Origin of the sequence: Pseudomonas sp. S12(2018), assembly GCF_024355235.1 — a bacterium.
GTDB lineage: Bacteria > Pseudomonadota > Gammaproteobacteria > Pseudomonadales > Pseudomonadaceae > Aquipseudomonas > Aquipseudomonas palmensis.
Genome location: NZ_QLAD01000001.1, coordinates 514,234 through 529,003, shown reverse-complemented (window position 1 = coordinate 529,003; position 14,770 = coordinate 514,234). Strand labels below are relative to the sequence as shown.

Below are 14,770 nucleotides of genomic sequence, written 5' to 3'. Positions count from 1 at the left end.
GGTTTATTCCCCTTTGGCCCCTGCTGACGCTGCATTGGCCTGGGACGGTTGGGCAGGCTTGACGTTGGTGGCTTCGCTGACCTTGACCTCGACGCCCGGCTTGACGAACTGCAGGCCTTCGGTGATCAGGCGGTCGCCCGGCTTCAGGCCTTCCTCGATCAGCCAGTCGCTGCCAACGGTACGGCTGGCCTTGAGCTGGCGCAGTTCGACCTTGTTGTCCTTGTCCACGATCAACGCGGTGGGCTGGCCCTTGAGGTCACGGGTCACGCCTTGTTGCGGGGCGAGGATCGCGTTGGCGTTCACGCCGGCGGCCAGGCGTGCATGCACGAACATCCCTGGCAGCAGGTTGTGCTCGGGGTTGGGGAACACGGCGCGCAGGGTTACCGAGCCGGTGGTCTGGTCGACCGAGACTTCGGAGAACTCCAGGCGGCCTTCGTGGGTGTAGGTGGTGCCGTCTTCCAGGTTCAGCGAGACCTTGGCGGCGTTGGCGCCGGCCTTCTGCAGTTGACCGCTTTCGAGCTCGCGGCGCAGCTTGAGCAGCTCGGCCGAAGACTGGGTGACGTCGACGTAGATCGGGTCCAGCTGCTGGATCACCGCCATGGCATCGGCCTGGCCGTTGTTGACCAGCGCACCTTCGGTGAACATCGAGCGTCCGATACGGCCGCTCAGTGGCGCCAGCACCTTGGTGTAGCGCAGGTCGATCTGTGCGCTGCGCAGCGAGGCTTCAGCCTGCAAACGTTTGGCTTGTGCGTCGTCGTATTCCTGACGGCTCACGGCCTGCTCGGCCACCAGTTGCTTGTAGCGGTCCGACAGCGAGCGGGTCGATTGCAGGTTGGCCTGGGCGCTGGCCAGGGTCGCCTCGTACACCGACGGGTCGATCTGGTACAGCTGCTGGCCTTCCTTGACCTCGCTGCCTTCCTTGAACAGACGCTTGAGAATGATGCCGTTGACCTGTGGACGCACTTCGGCCACGCGGTAGGCGATGGTGCGCCCCGGCAGGTCGGAAGTCAGGGTATAGGCCTGGGATTGAAGGGTCACGACGCCGACCTGAGGAGCTTGCGCCGCAGGCGCCGCTTCTTCCTTTTTACAGCCGCTGAGCAGTGTTGCCAGGGCGACGGCGGAAACCAGAGCGGAAACAGCTGGCTTGAATTGCATGAAGATCCTCGGGTCGAAAGAGCTGAAGACGCTCAAGAGTAATGGAAACGGGATGAAGGGAAAATTAATTCCGGGTGGATAAGTAGGATGCTAAGGAATATACTTACATTCATGCTTGTTTGTAAATACCCGTGGCGCACCTTGTCGAGGTGACCACAGGCTTGATTAAGACACCCGGTAGAGGGCCCGACAGTGGCCATACCGGCTCAGAACCCGGACGCCCGCAGCGCGCGTCCGGCTCCTTGATGAGGTTGTACTGCCATGGTCCGTCGCACCAAAGAGGAAGCTCAGGAAACCCGCCAACAGATACTCGAGGCCGCCGAAAAAGCTTTCCATGCCCGTGGGGTGGCGCGTACCACCCTGGCGGATATCGCCAAGCTGGCCGGGGTGACCCGGGGTGCCATCTACTGGCACTTTCAGGACAAGGGCGAACTGGTGCAGGCCCTGCTCGACAGCTTGCGTGAGCCGATCGAGGCGCTGGCCCAGGCCGGCGAGAGCGAAGACGAGCCGGATCCGCTGGGCTGCATGCGCAAGTTGCTGATTCAACTGATGCAGCAGATGCTGCACGAGCCGCGTACCCGGCGCATCAATGAGATCCTGCATCATAAGTGTGAATTCACCGATGACATGTGTGAGATCCGTCAGCAGCGCCAGGCCACGACCCGCGACTGCTACGAGCGTATAGCGCTGACGTTGACCAATGCAGTCAGGCGTGGGCAATTGCCTGCGGACATGGACCCGCAGCGTGCCGCTATTGCAATATTCGCTTACATCGACGGCATCATTGGCAGCTGGCTGCTGCTGCCGGACAGTTTCGATATTGCCGGGGATGCCGAGCGGTGGGTGGATACCGGGCTGGATATGCTGCGCTTGAGCCCGTCGCTGCGCAATTGAGCATTTGTGAGCATTTGTGAAGGTTGGCATAGGACGTTTCCCTGTCGTGCCCCGTGCCCGGTCAACAAAAAACACCGGCGCTGCTTGGAACGGTAGTCGGTGACCGGGTAGTCTGCCCCCAAGGACCATCAACTTTTCATAGAGCCCTGGCATGAGTGCGCACAACCCGACCCTCAAAGGTGCCGAGCAGCCGCTCAAGGCAATCGCCCTGATGTGCATGGCGGTGCTGTTGTTCGCCAGCCACGATGCCCTGTCCAAATACCTTTCCGGCTTCTATGCCATCGTCATGGTGGTGTGGGCACGCTATGTGGTGCACACCCTGCTGATGCTGGTGGTGTTCGTGCCGCGCAGCGGCTTCTCGGCGGTGGTGCGTACACGCCGCCCCGGCCTGCAACTGGCCAGGGCGCTGTGCCTGATCGGCACCAGCCTGTTCTTCACCACCGGCCTGCGTTACATCCCCCTGGCCGAAGCCACCGCCGTGAACTTCCTTGCGCCTCTGCTGGTAACCGCATTGTCGGTACCGCTGCTGGGTGAACGGGTCAGCCGCGCCCAGTGGCTGGCGGTGCTGGCCGGGTTTGTCGGCGTGCTGATCGTGGTGCGCCCGGGCGGGGCGCTGTTCACCCCCGCAATCCTGCTGCCGTTGTGTTCGGCCTTCTGCTTCGGCTGCTACCAGTTGCTCACGCGCAAGCTCAGCGGCATCGACAGCCCGACCACCAGCAACTTTCTCACCGGCATCTTCAACAGCCTGATCATGACCGCGCTGGTGCCATTCTTCTGGAGCATGCCGACCCTGGGGCATGGCCTGTTCATGATCGGCCTGGGCACCTGCGGGATGCTCGGGCACATGCTGCTGACCCAGGCCTTCCGGCATGCCGCGCCGGCCATGCTGGCGCCCTTCAGCTACGGGCAGATCCTGTTCGCCGGCCTGTACGGCTACCTCATTTTCAATCACACCCCGGACGCCTACGGCGTGGTCGGCATTGCGGTCATTTGCCTGAGCGGCCTGGCGGTGGCCTGGGCGCAGCGGCGCAACTGACTACTGCCGGCCGCGCAGCTCGCGGTTGGGCAATGCCAGCGCCGCCGACAATCCCAGCAGGGAGACGGCGGCGCTACCCAGCAACAGGTTGCGAAAGGTCTGCAGCAACTGCGCCTGCACCGCCGCACTGGCCTGGCCGTCCTTGAGGCTGCCGATCAACGCCTCGCCGGCCAGGCTGAAGACGCTGTCGTGCAGCAGGCTGAGCAGCAGTGCCGACATGCAGGCCACGCCCATCGCCCCGCCCAGCGAGCGGAACAGGTTGGTGGTGCTGGTCGCCACGCCGATGTCCCGCGGCTCCACTGCGCTCTGGGTTGCCACCAGCGAGGTGGGGAACTGCAGGCCCGAGGCGATGCCGGTCAGCAGCATGAACGCGCCACTGAGAAGCACGCCGTCGATCGGGCTCAGGGCCATGCCGATGATCGCCACCGGCATCAACAGTGCACCGCCCAGAATCTGCGGCTTGTAGCGTCCGGTCAGGCTGGTCAGGCGGCCGCCGCAATAGGCGCCGATCGGCAGGCCCATGGCCAGGGGCAGCAGGTGCAGGGCGGCGCTGTCGGCGCCCGCCCCGGTGATGCTCTGAAAGCGCAGCGGCATCAGCATGGTCAGCGAGATGGCCTGGAAACTGGTGAAGAAGATCGTGCACCAGCACAGCACCGCCACCCGGTTGCCGAACAGCTGCAACGGCAGCAGTGGCTCGACGGCGCGGCGTTCGTGCAGCACGAATACGCCCAGCCCGAACAGGGCTGCCAGCAGCAGGCCGGCAACCGGGCCGGACCCGACGGGCTGGCCCTGGCCGATCAGGGTGATGCCCAGCAGCAGGGCCGTCAGGCCCAAGATCAACAGCACCGCGCCGGGGTAGTCCACCTGCGCCTTGCGTTGCGGCGTGGCCAGCCCGCGCAGGGTACGCTCGGTGACCCACCAGGCGGTCAGCCCCAGTGGCAGGTTCAGCCAGAACACCCAGCGCCACGACAGGTACTCGGTCAGCAGCCCGCCCAGCACCGGGCCGGCGACGCTGGCCAGGGCGTACATGCTGCTGAAGTAACCCTGGTAGCGACCGCGCTCGCGGGGCGGCACGAAGTCGCCGATGATCGCCTGGCTGACCGACACCATGCCGCCCGCGCCGATGCCCTGCAGCACCCGCGCCAGCACCAGTTGCTCCATGTTCTGTGCCAGCGCGCAGAACAGCGAGGCCAGGGTGAAAAGCCCGGTACCGGTCAGGATCATGCGCCGCCGGCCGTACAGGTCGCCGAGCTTGCCGTAGATCGGCACCGCCACGGTCATGGCCACCATGTATCCGGAAATCACCCAGGCCAGCAGGGTCACGTCGTTGAATTGCGCGGAGATCGCCGGCATGGAGACCGCGACGATGGTCTGGTCCAGCGCGCCGAGGAAGATCGCCAGCATCAGCGCGACGAGCACGCTGCGCAGGGCGGGTTGCGGAGTGTTCAATTGCGTCACGAGGCAGCTCTGGGCAAGTGGACCGGGTGCTGCCCAGTGTACTCGATAGCCTGCTAAGCGTCTTCGATGGGCTCGTAGGGCAGGCCCACGTAGTTTTCTGCCAGGGTCCTGCGCCCGGCCTCGGAGCCCACGAAGTAGTCCAGCTCGGTGTGCTGGATACGCTGGCTGAAGGCGTCGCTGTCGGGGAAGCGGTGCAGCATCGAGGTCATCCACCACGAGAAGCGTTCGGCCTTCCAGATGCGCCGCAGGCAGATCGCCGAGTAGCGTTCCAGCAGGTCGGTGCGGCCTTCGGCGTAGACCTTGCGCAGGATGTTGTACAGCGTGCTGACGTCGCTGGCGGCCAGGTTCAGGCCCTTGGCCCCGGTGGGTGGCACGATGTGCGCGGCGTCGCCGACCAGGAACAGGCGCCCGTACTGCATCGGCTCCACCACGAAGCTGCGCAGCGGGGCGATGCTTTTCTCGATCGACGGGCCGGTGACCAGGCGCTCGGCCAAATCGTCGGGCAGGCGCGACTTGAGTTCCTCCCAGAAGCGCTCATCCGACCAGTCCTCGACCTTCTCTTCGGCCGGCACCTGCACGTAATAGCGGGTGCGGGTGGGCGAGCGCATGCTGCACAGGGCGAAGCCGCGTTCGTGGCGCGCGTACACCAGCTCGTCGCTGACCGGCGGGGTGTCGGCCAGGATGCCCAGCCAGCCGAACGGGTAGACCCGCTCGAACACCTGCAGCGCCTCGCTCGGAATCGACTGGCGTGCCACCCCGTGATAACCGTCGCAGCCGGCAATGTAGTCGCAGTCCAGGCGATGCTGCTGGCCGTCCTTTTCGTAGGTGACGTAGGGCTGCCCAGTCTTCATGTCGTGCGGGCGCACGTTCTCGGCGTGGTAGACCGTGGTCGCACCGCTGTCGGCGCGGGCGGCCATCAGGTCGCGGGTGACTTCGGTCTGGCCGTAGATCATCACGCCCTGGCCGCCGGTCAGGCCCTTGAGGTCGATGTGCTCGCGGCGCCCGTCGAAGGCCAGCTCGAAGCCTGCATGGGGCAGCCCTTCGGCGTCCATGCGCTGACCGACCCCGGCTTCGCGCAGCAGCTCGACCATGCCCTGTTCGAGCACGCCGGCGCGGATACGCCCGAGTACATAGTCGGGGCCCTGGCGTTCGAGGATGACGTTGGAGATGCCTGCGTTGTGCAGCAACTGGCCGAGCAGCAGGCCGGACGGGCCCGCACCGATGATCGCGACTTGGGTTTTCATGGTTGTTGGACTTTTTATGATTGGAGTACCTGCATTTTTCGCTTGCCGGCTGGCCTTCTGAAGGGACAAACCGAGCACAAAGCGGTACTTTTCGCTAATGGGTGCGTTTATCGGACAGTGGTCGGGAAGCGAGGGTGTGATGAGCAGGGTGTCGATTCCGGTATTCAAGCTGTACGGCGAGACGCTGGGCTGGCCGACGCCCGACCTGCTGCACAGCGAGTCGATCCCGGCGCGCAGCCGCCTGCACCAGTGGGAGATCGAGCCGCACCGGCATGCCGACCTGTGGCAGTTGCTGTTCCTGTACAGGGGCCAGGCCGAGATCGAGCTGGAGGGGCAGGTGTGTCGCCTGGAGCAGGCGGCGATCCAGGTGGTGCCGGCGCTGTGCGTGCACGGCTTTCGCTTTTCCGAAGACGTCGATGGTTATGTGGTGACCCTGGCGGCGCCGCTGGTGGAGGTGCTGCAGCGGCAACTGACGGGTGTGCCAGCCGCCCTGCAGCGCGGCGCCAGTTACCTGGCCGGGGCCGACGCCGATTACCTCAACAGCCTGTTCAGCACCCTGCAGGCCGAGTACCAGCAGGACCTGCCCGGGCGCGAGTTGCAGCTGCATTCGCTGATCAACCTGATGGTGGTGTGGATCAGCCGCCAACAGTTGCGCCGCAGTGCCGGTGCCCAGGTGCCGGAACGTGGGCGCGAGTACCTGCAGCGTTTCAACGGGCTGGTGGAGCAGCAGTTTCGCCAGCAGCCGAGCGTGGAGCAACTGGCGCATCAGGTGGGGGTGTCGGTGGCAACGCTCAATACCTTGTGCCGGGCATTGGCCGGGCAGTCGGCGCTGCAGATCGTGCACCAGCGCATCGTGCTGGAAGCCAAGCGCGACCTGATCTACACCAGCCTCACGATCAACCAGCTGGCCGACAGCCTGGGTTTTGCCGACCCGGCGTACTTCTCGCGCTTCTTCCGGCGCATGACCGGCCTCTCGCCCCGCGACTTTCGTCGTCGTGAACCTTCGCTGGCTACCTGACCACGCTCAGCGTGCCGGCATGGGGCAGGCAGTGGGCGGAGCTGCAGCTGGACGCCGCATAGGGTTGCTGGCGCAGCAGCTCGACCCGATACGCCGCTGCCCCGTACACCCCGAGCACGGCAGTGATGGCCAACAGGGCAGCGCACTTTCTGGATTTCAGGGTCATGGCACCAACCTCCTGTATCCCGCACACAGATGCTTCTACAAGCATAGGCCAGCATTGCGCCAGGTGCCTGCCGGTCAGTCCAGGCAGTGGTCCCAGTGGGGCGGGTCGGTGAAGCGTGCCGCCAGAAAGTCGAGCATGCTGCGCAGGGTTGCGGGCATGTGCTTGCGCGAGGTGTACACCGCGTTCAGGCCCAGTTCGCGGGGCCTGGCCTCGGGCAGCAGGCGTACTAGCGTGCCGCTGCGCAGGGCTTGCCACACCAGGTAGGTGGGCAGCATGGCGATACCGGTGCCGGCCAGGGTGGCGCGCTCCAGGGTGAGGGCCTCGTTGGCGCTGATATTGCCTTGCACCGGCACCGACACCTGTTCGCCGTCGACCTCGAAATGCCAGAGGCTGTGGCCGAAGTACGAATGGGTCAGGCAGTTGTGCTGGCTCAGGTCCTGCACCTGGCGCGGTATGGGGTGCTCGCGCAGGTAGGCTGGCGAGGCGCACACCACCGAGCGGCACACACTCAGGCGGCGGGCGATGAGGTTGGGGTCCAGGTCGTTGCTGACGCGGATGGCCAGGTCGATGCGTTCGTCCACCAGGTTGACCGTGCGGTCGAGCATCTGCAGGTCGACCTTCACCAGCGGGTAGCGCTTGACGTAGTCCGCCACCGCTTCCACCAGTTGCGCATGCCCGAACGAGGTACTGACGCTGATGCGCAGTTCACCCCGCGGGGCGTCATCCGGGGCGCCCACTGCCGCGTGCAGGTCGCCCACCAGTTCCAGCATCTGCCGGCAGCGCGGCAGGGTTTCCAGGCCGGCGGCAGTCAGGCTCAGCTTGCGCGTGGTGCGCTGCATCAGGCGCGCCCCCACCCAGTCCTCCAGCTCGGCCAGGTAACGCGAAACCACCGGGCGCGACAGGTCCAGTTGGTCGGCGGCGGCCGACTGGCTGCCCAGGTCGACTACGCTGACGAACACTTTCATTGCGGTGAGACGGTCCATGATCTGCCCGATTTCAGAAACAAACTATATTGGAGCATCGCATTTTTTGTGATGGTTCGTGCAACTAAGCTGTGCCTCATCGATGACTTGAACAGGTATTGCTTGATGGCTGCTTTCTTTTCCCTGCGTCGCCTGCTGCTGGCGTGTGCCGCTTTCGGTGCGATCACCCAGGCCGTTGCCGGCGACGCACCGCTGAAACTGGACGTGTACAACCCCGGCAGCGAGGCGCTGTTTCCGGTCAGCTCGGTGATCGTCAGTGGCCAGCACGAGGCGATTCTGGTGGATGCACAGTTCGGCAAGGGCCAGGCCGAGCAGGTGCTGAAGAAGCTTCGCGATAGCGGCAAGCAACTCACCACCATCTACATCAGCCATGGCGACCCGGACTATTACTTCGGCCTCGACACCCTGACCCGTGCCTACCCCAAGGCCAAGGTGCTGGCGTCGCAGGCGACGGTCGCGCACATCAAGCAGACCATGGCTGCCAAGCTTGCCTACTGGGGCCCGCAGATGGGGGCCGACAAGCCAGCCCGGCTCATCGTGCCTGACGTGCTGCCCGGCAACGTGCTCACCCTTGAAGGGCAGCGTCTTGAAGTGATCGGCCTGGACGGCCCGCAGCCCGACCGCAGCTTTGTATGGGTCCCGTCGATCAAGGCGGTGGTCGGCGGGGTAGTGGTGGCCGAGAACCTGCACGTGTGGATGGCCGACACCCAGTCGGCGCAGTCGCACAAGGACTGGCTCGCGACCCTGGCGCGCATCGAGCAGCTGGCGCCGCAGACGGTGGTGCCGGGGCATTACCTGGGGCAGAGCAAGGGGTCGCTCGAGGCGGTGCGCTTCACCGCCGATTACATCCGCGCCTTCGATGCCGAAACCGCCAGGGCGGCCAACTCGGCCGAGCTGGTCGCTGCAATGAAAAAACGTTACCCCGGCCTGGGCGAGGAGAGCTCGCTGGAGCTCGGCGCCAAGGTCGCCAAGGGCGAAATGAAGTGGTAAGTGTCGTTCAATCCTGATCGGAGGTTTCCATGAGCAAGATCGCAATCATCGGTGCTACCGGACGTGCCGGCAGCCAGTTGCTGGAAGAGGCCCTGCGCCGTGGCCACAGCGTCACCGCCATTGCCCGCGACCCGTCGCGCCTGCAGGGGCGCGAAGGGGTGAGCACGGTAGCCCTGGACGTGACCCGGGGCGAGGGGCTGGAGCAGGCCGTTGCCGGGCATGACGTGGTGCTCAGCGCCGCGCACTTTGCCACGGTGCCGGCGCAGGCGATCATCGGGCCGGTCAAAAAGGCCGGGGTCAAGCGCCTGCTGGTGGTGGGCGGGGCGGGCAGCCTGCTGCTGCCGTCAGGGGAGCGCGTGATCGACGCGCCGGACTTCCCCGAGGCCTACAAGGCCGAGGCGAGCGCAGGTGGCGATTTTCTGCAGGCCTTGCGCCAGGAGCAGCAACTGGACTGGACCTTCCTGTCGCCGTCGGCGGAGTTCGTCGAAGGCGAGCGCACCGGTAGCTACAGGGTGGGCAAGGATCACCTGCTGGTCGACGCGAAGGGCAGGAGCTGGATCACCTTTGCCGACTATGCGATTGCGTTGCTCGATGAGGTAGAGAAGCCAGCGCATTCGCGTCAGCGCTTTACTGTGGGGTACTAGAAAGCATTCGCCGGCAAGGCCGGCTCCTACAGGTGTAGGAGCCGGCCTTGCCGGCGAATGCATCAACGCGGTGCCCCTGCCTGTCCGCCCAACCACTCCAGCAAGGCCATCAACCTCGGCGCCGCCGCCTGCGCAGGCCGCACCAGGTAATAGCCCTTGCCGGTCTTGACCCGCAGGTCGAACGGCATCACCAGCCGTCCGCTGGCCAGGTCATCGCCGATCAACGCCCAATCCCCTATCGCCACCCCGGTGCCCTGGGACGCCATCGACATGGCCATGTCCAACGTTTCGAAATGCTGGCGCCGGCCTTGCCTGGGCAGTGGCACGCCGGCTGCGCCAAGCCAGGTCGCCCAGTCCTTCTCGTCCCGCGCCGGATGCAGCAGCATGTGCTGCTGCAGATCATCCAGCGTGCGCAACGGCAACTGCGGCGCGCACACCGGTGTCAGTTGTTCATCGAACAGCTTCAGCACCTGCAGGGCCGGATCAGGCTCGGCGCCATACACCACCGCCGCATCGAACGCTTCCCGGCGAAAATCCACCCCGTGCTGCACGGTGGTGGTCAGCTCCACCGGCACTTCCGGGTGCAGCGCCTGCCATTCCATCAGGCGCGGCAGCAACCAGCGCATCACGCAGGTCGGCGCCTTCAGTTGCAAGGTGGTGCGCTGCGCGCCCACCTGCTGCACGCCTTCCTCGATCAGCCCGAATACCTGCTGCACCCGCGGCAGCCAGTCCTGGCCCTCGCGGGTCAGGCTCAGGCCGCGTGCCTGGCGCACGAACAGCGCGTAGCCCAGGTGTGCTTCCAGGCCGGCGATCTGGCGGCTCACCGCGCCCTGGGTCAGGTGCAGTTGCTGCGCCGCACGGGTGAAGTTGCAGCATTGCGCAGTGATCAGGAAGGTGTGCAGGGCAGGCAAGGGAGGCAGGCGTTTCATCGGGGTAAGCCATGAGCTGTAGACATGGCTAGTATGAGGATTTTTGCATTGTGCCGGTAGCGCCTGGCGGGTCCAATCAGGCCTTGTTCCAGAATGATTCCAGGCAGACCACCATGGCGACTTGCGGCGAAGTATTGGTAAAACTCCTCGAAAACTATGGCGTGGACCATGTTTTCGGCATTCCCGGCGTGCACACGGTCGAGCTGTACCGCGGCCTTGCCGGCTCGACCATCCGTCATATCACCCCGCGCCACGAGCAAGGCGCAGGCTTCATGGCTGACGGCTTTGCCCGTACCCGTGGCAAGCCTGGGGTGTGCTTCATCATCACCGGCCCGGGCATGACCAACATCACCACCGCCATGGGCCAGGCCTATGCCGACTCGATCCCGATGCTGGTGATCTCCAGCGTGCAGTCGCGCAATGCCCTGGGCGGCGGTCGCGGCAAGCTGCACGAGCTGCCCAACCAGGGCGCGCTGGTCAGCGGTGTGGCGGCGTTCTCGCACACACTGATGAGCGCCGATGACCTGCCGGCCGTGCTGGCCCGCGCCTTTGCGGTATTCGAAGGCGCGCGCCCGCGCCCGGTGCATATCGAGATCCCGCTGGACGTGCTGGTCGAAGACGCCGATCACCTGCTTGGCTGCGAGCCGGTACACATCGCCCGCGCCGGTGCCGCGCCAGGGCCGGTGGCGAGCATGGCGGCGCTGCTGGCCGCTGCCCGCCGCCCGTTGATCCTGGCCGGTGGCGGTGCCATCGACGCAGGCGCCGCACTCGCCCGGTTGGCCGAGCACCTGCAGGCGCCCGTTGCACTCACCATCAATGCCAAGGGCGTGCTGGCCTCCGGGCACCCGCTGCTGATCGGCTCCACCCAGTCGCTGGTGGCGACCCGTGCACTGGTGCGCGAGGCCGACGTGGTGCTGGCGATCGGCACCGAGCTGGCCGAAACCGACTATGACGTCACCTTCAAGGGCGGCTTCGAGATCCCCGGCATCCTGCTGCGCATCGACATCGACCCGGACCAGTGCGTGCGCAACTACCCGCCCAGGGTGGCACTGGTAGCCGATGCAGAGCAGGCGGCGCAGGCCCTGTTGCTGGCCCTGGCCGAGCAGCCGGCGCCACCGCGCGAAGGCGAGTGGGGCGCGGCGCGGGCAGCGCGCCTGCGCGATACTCTGGCCAGCGAATGGGATGCGGCCACGCGGGCGCAGACGCTGTTCCTCGACAGCGTGCTGCAGACGTTGCCCGATGCCGTGCTGGTCGGTGATTCGACCCAGCCGGTGTACACCGGCAACCTGACCCTGGACCTCGACCAGCCGCGCCGCTGGTTCAACGCCTCGACCGGCTACGGCACCCTCGGCTACGCCTTGCCGGCGGCCATGGGCGCGTGGCTGGGCAGTGCGGAGCAGGCGGATCGACGCTTGCCTGCGGTGTGCCTGATCGGCGACGGCGGCTTGCAGTTCACCCTGCCGGAGCTGGCCAGTGCGGTGGAGGCGCAGGTGCCGCTGATCGTGTTGCTGTGGAACAACCAGGGGTACGAGGAGATCAAGAAGTACATGGTCAACCGCGCCATCGAACCGGTGGGCGTGGATATCCACACCCCCGATTTCATTGGCGTGGCCAAGGCCCTCGGTTGCGCCGCCGAAGCGGCGAGCGGGGTGGCGCAACTGCGCGAGGCGTTGTTGCGTGCCCGCCAACGCAGTGGCCCGAGCCTGATCGAGGTCGACCAGGCAGCGTGGATGCAGGCGGTGCAACCATGCTGAACCTGCCCGGTATCTACATCGAGGGCGCGTGGCATCACGGCGCGCAGCCGCTCACGGTCATCAACCCGAGCACAGGGCAGTCCCTGGCCGAGGTGGCCGGGGGCGATGGCGATGCAGTGGCTTGTGCCGCCACGGCGGCGCAGGCCGCTTTTGCCGGCTGGTCGCGTACCACCGGGGCGCACCGTGGCGAGCTGCTGCACAGGATCGCGCGGGGTGTGGAGGCCCGCCGCGAGCGGCTGATCGAACTGCAATCGCGCAACAACGGCAAGCCCCTGGCCGAGTCGGCGATGGACGTCGACGATGTGGTGGCAACGTTCGAGTACTACGCGGGCCTGGCGCAGGCCCTGGACAGGCAGCAGGACCAGCCGCTGGCCTTGCCCAGCGAGGATTTCAGCGCCCGCCTGCGTCGCGAGCCGTGCGGTGTGGTCGGCCTGATCGTGCCGTGGAACTTCCCGATGGTGACCACCGCCTGGAAGCTGGCCCCGGCGTTGGCGGCAGGGTGCTGCGTGGTGCTCAAGCCGTCGGAGGTCACGCCCCTGGCCGAGCTGGAACTGGCCCGGATCATCGCCGACTGCGGCCTGCCGGATGGGGTGTTCAATCTGGTGTGCGGCACCGGGCTGGCGGTGGGGGCACCGCTGACGAGCGACCCGCGTATCGCCAAGGTGTCGTTCACCGGCAGCAATGCGGTCGGCGTGCAGGTGATGCAGCGCGCGGCCGAGACGGTCAAGGGGGTGAGCCTGGAGCTGGGCGGCAAGTCGTCATTGCTGGTGCTGGAGTCGGCCGAGCTGGAGCTTGCGCTCGAGCTGGCCTGCGCCGGCGGCTTCTTCAATGCCGGGCAGATGTGCTCGGCCACCAGCCGCGTGCTGGTGGCCGATGCGCTGTACGACGCCTTTGTCGACGGGGTGAAGGCACGGGCTGCGGCGATCCGGGTGGGTGACCCGTTTGCCGGCGACAGCGACATGGGGCCGCTGGTCAACCAGGCCCAGTACCAGCGCGTGCTGGGGCACATCGAGCGTGGCATGCACAGTGGCGCGCGCTTGCTGTGCGGTGGCAAGCCGCTCGAACACGCCGCTGGGTACTTCATCGAGCCCACGGTGTTTGCCGAGGTACCGCTGGACAGTGCGCTGTGGCGCGAGGAAATCTTCGGCCCGGTGCTGTGCGTGCGTCGGGTGGCCAGCGAAGCCGAGGCGGTGGCGTTGGCCAACGACAGCGAGTTCGGGCTGGTGGCCAGCGTGGTAGGTGCAGACCCGGCGGCCGCCGAACGGGTGGCCGACCAGTTGCAGGCCGGGCTGGTGTGGATCAACGCACCGCAGGTGATCTTCCCGCAGGCAGCGTGGGGTGGCTACAAGCAGAGCAGCCTGGGGCGCGAGCTGGGGCCCTGGGGGCTGGCGGCTTTTCAGGAGGTCAAGCATGTGGTGAGGGCGGTGTAGCGTTCTTCGCCGGCAAGGCCGGCTCCTACAGGCGACCGCGTACTGCCTGTAGGAGCCGGCCTTGCCGGCGAAAGCGATCTAGAGCGCGCTACGCAACCTTGCCATGTCCCGCAGCGGTGGCGCGCCATACAGCCGGCTGTACTCGCGGCTGAACTGCGACGGGCTCTCATAGCCCACCCGATACCCCGCCACCGACGCCTCCAACCCATCGTTGAGCATCAGCCGCCGCGCTTCCTGCAAGCGCAGTTGCTTCTGATACTGCAACGGGCTCATCGAGGTCACCGCCTTGAACCGGTGGTGCAGGGTCGAGGCACTCAGGTTTACCTCCCGTGCCAGGTCGTCGATGCGCAGCGGGCGCTGAAAATGATCATTGAGCCACTGGATGGCCTGGCACACGCGGTGGGTCTGGGTGTTGGCCATGGCGATCTCGTACAGCCGCGCACCCTGCTGCCCACGCAGCAGCCGATAGAGAATCTCGCGACGGATCAGCGGCGCCAGCACGGCAATGTCCTTGGGCGTATCCAGCAGGCGGATCAGACGCAGCAATGCATCGAGCATCTGGGTGTCCAGGCGTTCGATGAACACCCCCCGCGACGACGGCTGCGACGGCACGCCCATCGGCCCGGCCTCGGCGATCAGGCTGTTGATCTCGGCCGGGTCGATGTCCAGGCGAATGCCCAGGCTGGGGTTCTGCGGGCTGGCCTCCAGCAGTGCACCGCTGATCGGCATCGCCACCGACACCACCATGTAGTGCAGCGGGTCGTACACATAGGTCTCGTCGCCCAGGCAGATCTCCTTGCGGCCCTGGGCCAGGATGCACAGCGCCGGCTGCGCCAGGGTCGGCATCGAGCGGGTGCTCTGCTCGTAGCGGCTCAGGTGCAGGTCGGCGATGGCCGAAGGCACCGTGCCGCTGGGGCAGTGGCGAACGACCAGCCCAGCCAGTTCCTGGCGCAGAAGCTCCAGGGCCGGGTCCAGCAACGGTGGGGTGGGGTCTGGGGCTGACATGTGCGGGTTCCTCTGCCGATGGGCGCAGCATAGGTTCGCGCACGCCGGGGCGCTAGCCGAATGC

Annotated in this window: 14 protein-coding genes; 7 read left to right on the top strand and 7 right to left on the bottom strand. The window is 66.2% G+C overall.

What is annotated here, in order from left to right; all coding sequences use genetic code 11:
- Positions 1 to 3 precede the first annotated feature (3 nt).
- The gene (locus DN388_RS02520) at positions 4 to 1,155 is read right to left on the bottom strand and encodes an efflux RND transporter periplasmic adaptor subunit (protein ID WP_054914799.1); all 1,152 of its coding nucleotides are present in this window, start codon (positions 1,153 to 1,155) and stop codon (positions 4 to 6) included.
- Between the two features lie 261 nt (positions 1,156 to 1,416).
- On the opposite strand from DN388_RS02520, the gene DN388_RS02515 reads away from it, so the two are divergent.
- A complete protein-coding gene (locus DN388_RS02515; protein ID WP_043860768.1) occupies positions 1,417 to 2,049 on the top strand; it encodes a TetR family transcriptional regulator in 633 nt (210 codons plus the stop codon).
- A gap of 151 nt (positions 2,050 to 2,200) precedes the next feature.
- Positions 2,201 to 3,085, top strand: a complete 885-nt coding sequence (locus tag DN388_RS02510; protein WP_043860769.1) for a DMT family transporter — start codon at positions 2,201 to 2,203, stop codon at positions 3,083 to 3,085.
- Here the strand turns inward: DN388_RS02510 and DN388_RS02505 are convergent, their stop codons facing one another.
- Together DN388_RS02505 and pobA are read right to left on the bottom strand one after the other, a co-directional pair.
- Positions 3,086 to 4,489, bottom strand: a complete 1,404-nt coding sequence (locus tag DN388_RS02505; protein ID WP_254996800.1) for an MDR family MFS transporter — start codon at positions 4,487 to 4,489, stop codon at positions 3,086 to 3,088. It abuts the gene before it with no gap.
- 107 nt (positions 4,490 to 4,596) lie between these two features.
- Entirely contained in the window at positions 4,597 to 5,787 is a 1,191-nt protein-coding gene (gene pobA, locus DN388_RS02500; RefSeq protein WP_043860770.1) for a 4-hydroxybenzoate 3-monooxygenase, read from the bottom strand.
- Between the two features lie 139 nt (positions 5,788 to 5,926).
- Here pobA and DN388_RS02495 point away from each other — a divergent pair, with 139 nt between their 5' ends.
- Positions 5,927 to 6,805 (top strand): helix-turn-helix domain-containing protein, encoded by an 879-nt coding sequence (locus tag DN388_RS02495; protein ID WP_078479554.1) that lies wholly within the window; start codon positions 5,927 to 5,929, stop codon positions 6,803 to 6,805.
- Here the strand turns inward: DN388_RS02495 and DN388_RS02490 are convergent.
- Both DN388_RS02490 and DN388_RS02485 read right to left on the bottom strand, forming a co-directional pair.
- Positions 6,798 to 6,971 carry a hypothetical protein gene (locus DN388_RS02490; protein ID WP_167400210.1) on the bottom strand — a complete coding sequence of 58 codons (174 nt, stop codon included), beginning with the start codon at positions 6,969 to 6,971 and terminating at the stop codon, positions 6,798 to 6,800. The genes DN388_RS02495 and DN388_RS02490 overlap by 8 nt on opposite strands.
- Positions 6,972 to 7,045: 74 nt before the next feature.
- Positions 7,046 to 7,954: a LysR family transcriptional regulator gene (locus DN388_RS02485; protein ID WP_254996586.1), complete on the bottom strand. Its 909-nt coding sequence runs from the start codon at positions 7,952 to 7,954 to the stop codon at positions 7,046 to 7,048.
- A gap of 105 nt (positions 7,955 to 8,059) precedes the next feature.
- Between DN388_RS02485 and DN388_RS02480 the strand changes: the two genes are divergently transcribed.
- Together DN388_RS02480 and DN388_RS02475 are read left to right on the top strand one after the other, a co-directional pair.
- Entirely contained in the window at positions 8,060 to 8,944 is an 885-nt protein-coding gene (locus tag DN388_RS02480; RefSeq protein ID WP_254996585.1) for an MBL fold metallo-hydrolase, read from the top strand.
- 29 nt (positions 8,945 to 8,973) lie between these two features.
- Positions 8,974 to 9,588: an NAD(P)-dependent oxidoreductase gene (locus DN388_RS02475; protein ID WP_043860774.1), complete on the top strand. Its 615-nt coding sequence runs from the start codon at positions 8,974 to 8,976 to the stop codon at positions 9,586 to 9,588.
- Between the two features lie 62 nt (positions 9,589 to 9,650).
- Here the strand turns inward: DN388_RS02475 and DN388_RS02470 are convergent, their stop codons facing one another.
- Positions 9,651 to 10,517 (bottom strand): LysR substrate-binding domain-containing protein, encoded by an 867-nt coding sequence (locus DN388_RS02470; protein ID WP_254996584.1) that lies wholly within the window; start codon positions 10,515 to 10,517, stop codon positions 9,651 to 9,653.
- A 113-nt stretch (positions 10,518 to 10,630) separates the two neighbouring features.
- Here DN388_RS02470 and DN388_RS02465 point away from each other — a divergent pair, with 113 nt between their 5' ends.
- Both DN388_RS02465 and DN388_RS02460 read left to right on the top strand, forming a co-directional pair.
- Complete coding sequence (locus DN388_RS02465) at positions 10,631 to 12,271, top strand: 5-guanidino-2-oxopentanoate decarboxylase (protein WP_254996583.1); 1,641 nt, start codon at positions 10,631 to 10,633, stop codon at positions 12,269 to 12,271.
- Positions 12,265 to 13,701, top strand: a complete 1,437-nt coding sequence (locus DN388_RS02460; protein ID WP_254996582.1) for an aldehyde dehydrogenase family protein — start codon at positions 12,265 to 12,267, stop codon at positions 13,699 to 13,701. Before DN388_RS02465 ends, DN388_RS02460 begins: the two co-directional genes overlap by 7 nt.
- Before the next feature lie 78 nt (positions 13,702 to 13,779).
- On the opposite strand, the gene DN388_RS02455 is transcribed toward DN388_RS02460, so the two are convergent.
- Positions 13,780 to 14,706, bottom strand: a complete 927-nt coding sequence (locus tag DN388_RS02455) for an AraC family transcriptional regulator (RefSeq protein ID WP_054914792.1) — start codon at positions 14,704 to 14,706, stop codon at positions 13,780 to 13,782.
- Positions 14,707 to 14,770 lie beyond the last annotated feature (64 nt).

Bases quoted from the DNA above. Each gene is read 5' to 3' on its own strand.
- DN388_RS02520 (WP_054914799.1), bottom strand. From the start codon at position 1,155: ATGCAATTCAAGCCAGCTGTTTCCGCTCTGGTTTCCGCCGTCGCCCTG.
- DN388_RS02515 (WP_043860768.1), top strand. From the start codon at position 1,417: ATGGTCCGTCGCACCAAAGAGGAAGCTCAGGAAACCCGCCAACAGATA.
- DN388_RS02510 (WP_043860769.1), top strand. From the start codon at position 2,201: ATGAGTGCGCACAACCCGACCCTCAAAGGTGCCGAGCAGCCGCTCAAG.
- DN388_RS02505 (WP_254996800.1), bottom strand. From the start codon at position 4,489: ATGCTGGCGATCTTCCTCGGCGCGCTGGACCAGACCATCGTCGCGGTC.
- pobA (WP_043860770.1), bottom strand. From the start codon at position 5,787: ATGAAAACCCAAGTCGCGATCATCGGTGCGGGCCCGTCCGGCCTGCTG.
- DN388_RS02495 (WP_078479554.1), top strand. From the start codon at position 5,927: ATGAGCAGGGTGTCGATTCCGGTATTCAAGCTGTACGGCGAGACGCTG.
- DN388_RS02490 (WP_167400210.1), bottom strand. From the start codon at position 6,971: ATGACCCTGAAATCCAGAAAGTGCGCTGCCCTGTTGGCCATCACTGCC.
- DN388_RS02485 (WP_254996586.1), bottom strand. From the start codon at position 7,954: ATGGACCGTCTCACCGCAATGAAAGTGTTCGTCAGCGTAGTCGACCTG.
- DN388_RS02480 (WP_254996585.1), top strand. From the start codon at position 8,060: ATGGCTGCTTTCTTTTCCCTGCGTCGCCTGCTGCTGGCGTGTGCCGCT.
- DN388_RS02475 (WP_043860774.1), top strand. From the start codon at position 8,974: ATGAGCAAGATCGCAATCATCGGTGCTACCGGACGTGCCGGCAGCCAG.
- DN388_RS02470 (WP_254996584.1), bottom strand. From the start codon at position 10,517: ATGAAACGCCTGCCTCCCTTGCCTGCCCTGCACACCTTCCTGATCACT.
- DN388_RS02465 (WP_254996583.1), top strand. From the start codon at position 10,631: ATGGCGACTTGCGGCGAAGTATTGGTAAAACTCCTCGAAAACTATGGC.
- DN388_RS02460 (WP_254996582.1), top strand. From the start codon at position 12,265: ATGCTGAACCTGCCCGGTATCTACATCGAGGGCGCGTGGCATCACGGC.
- DN388_RS02455 (WP_054914792.1), bottom strand. From the start codon at position 14,706: ATGTCAGCCCCAGACCCCACCCCACCGTTGCTGGACCCGGCCCTGGAG.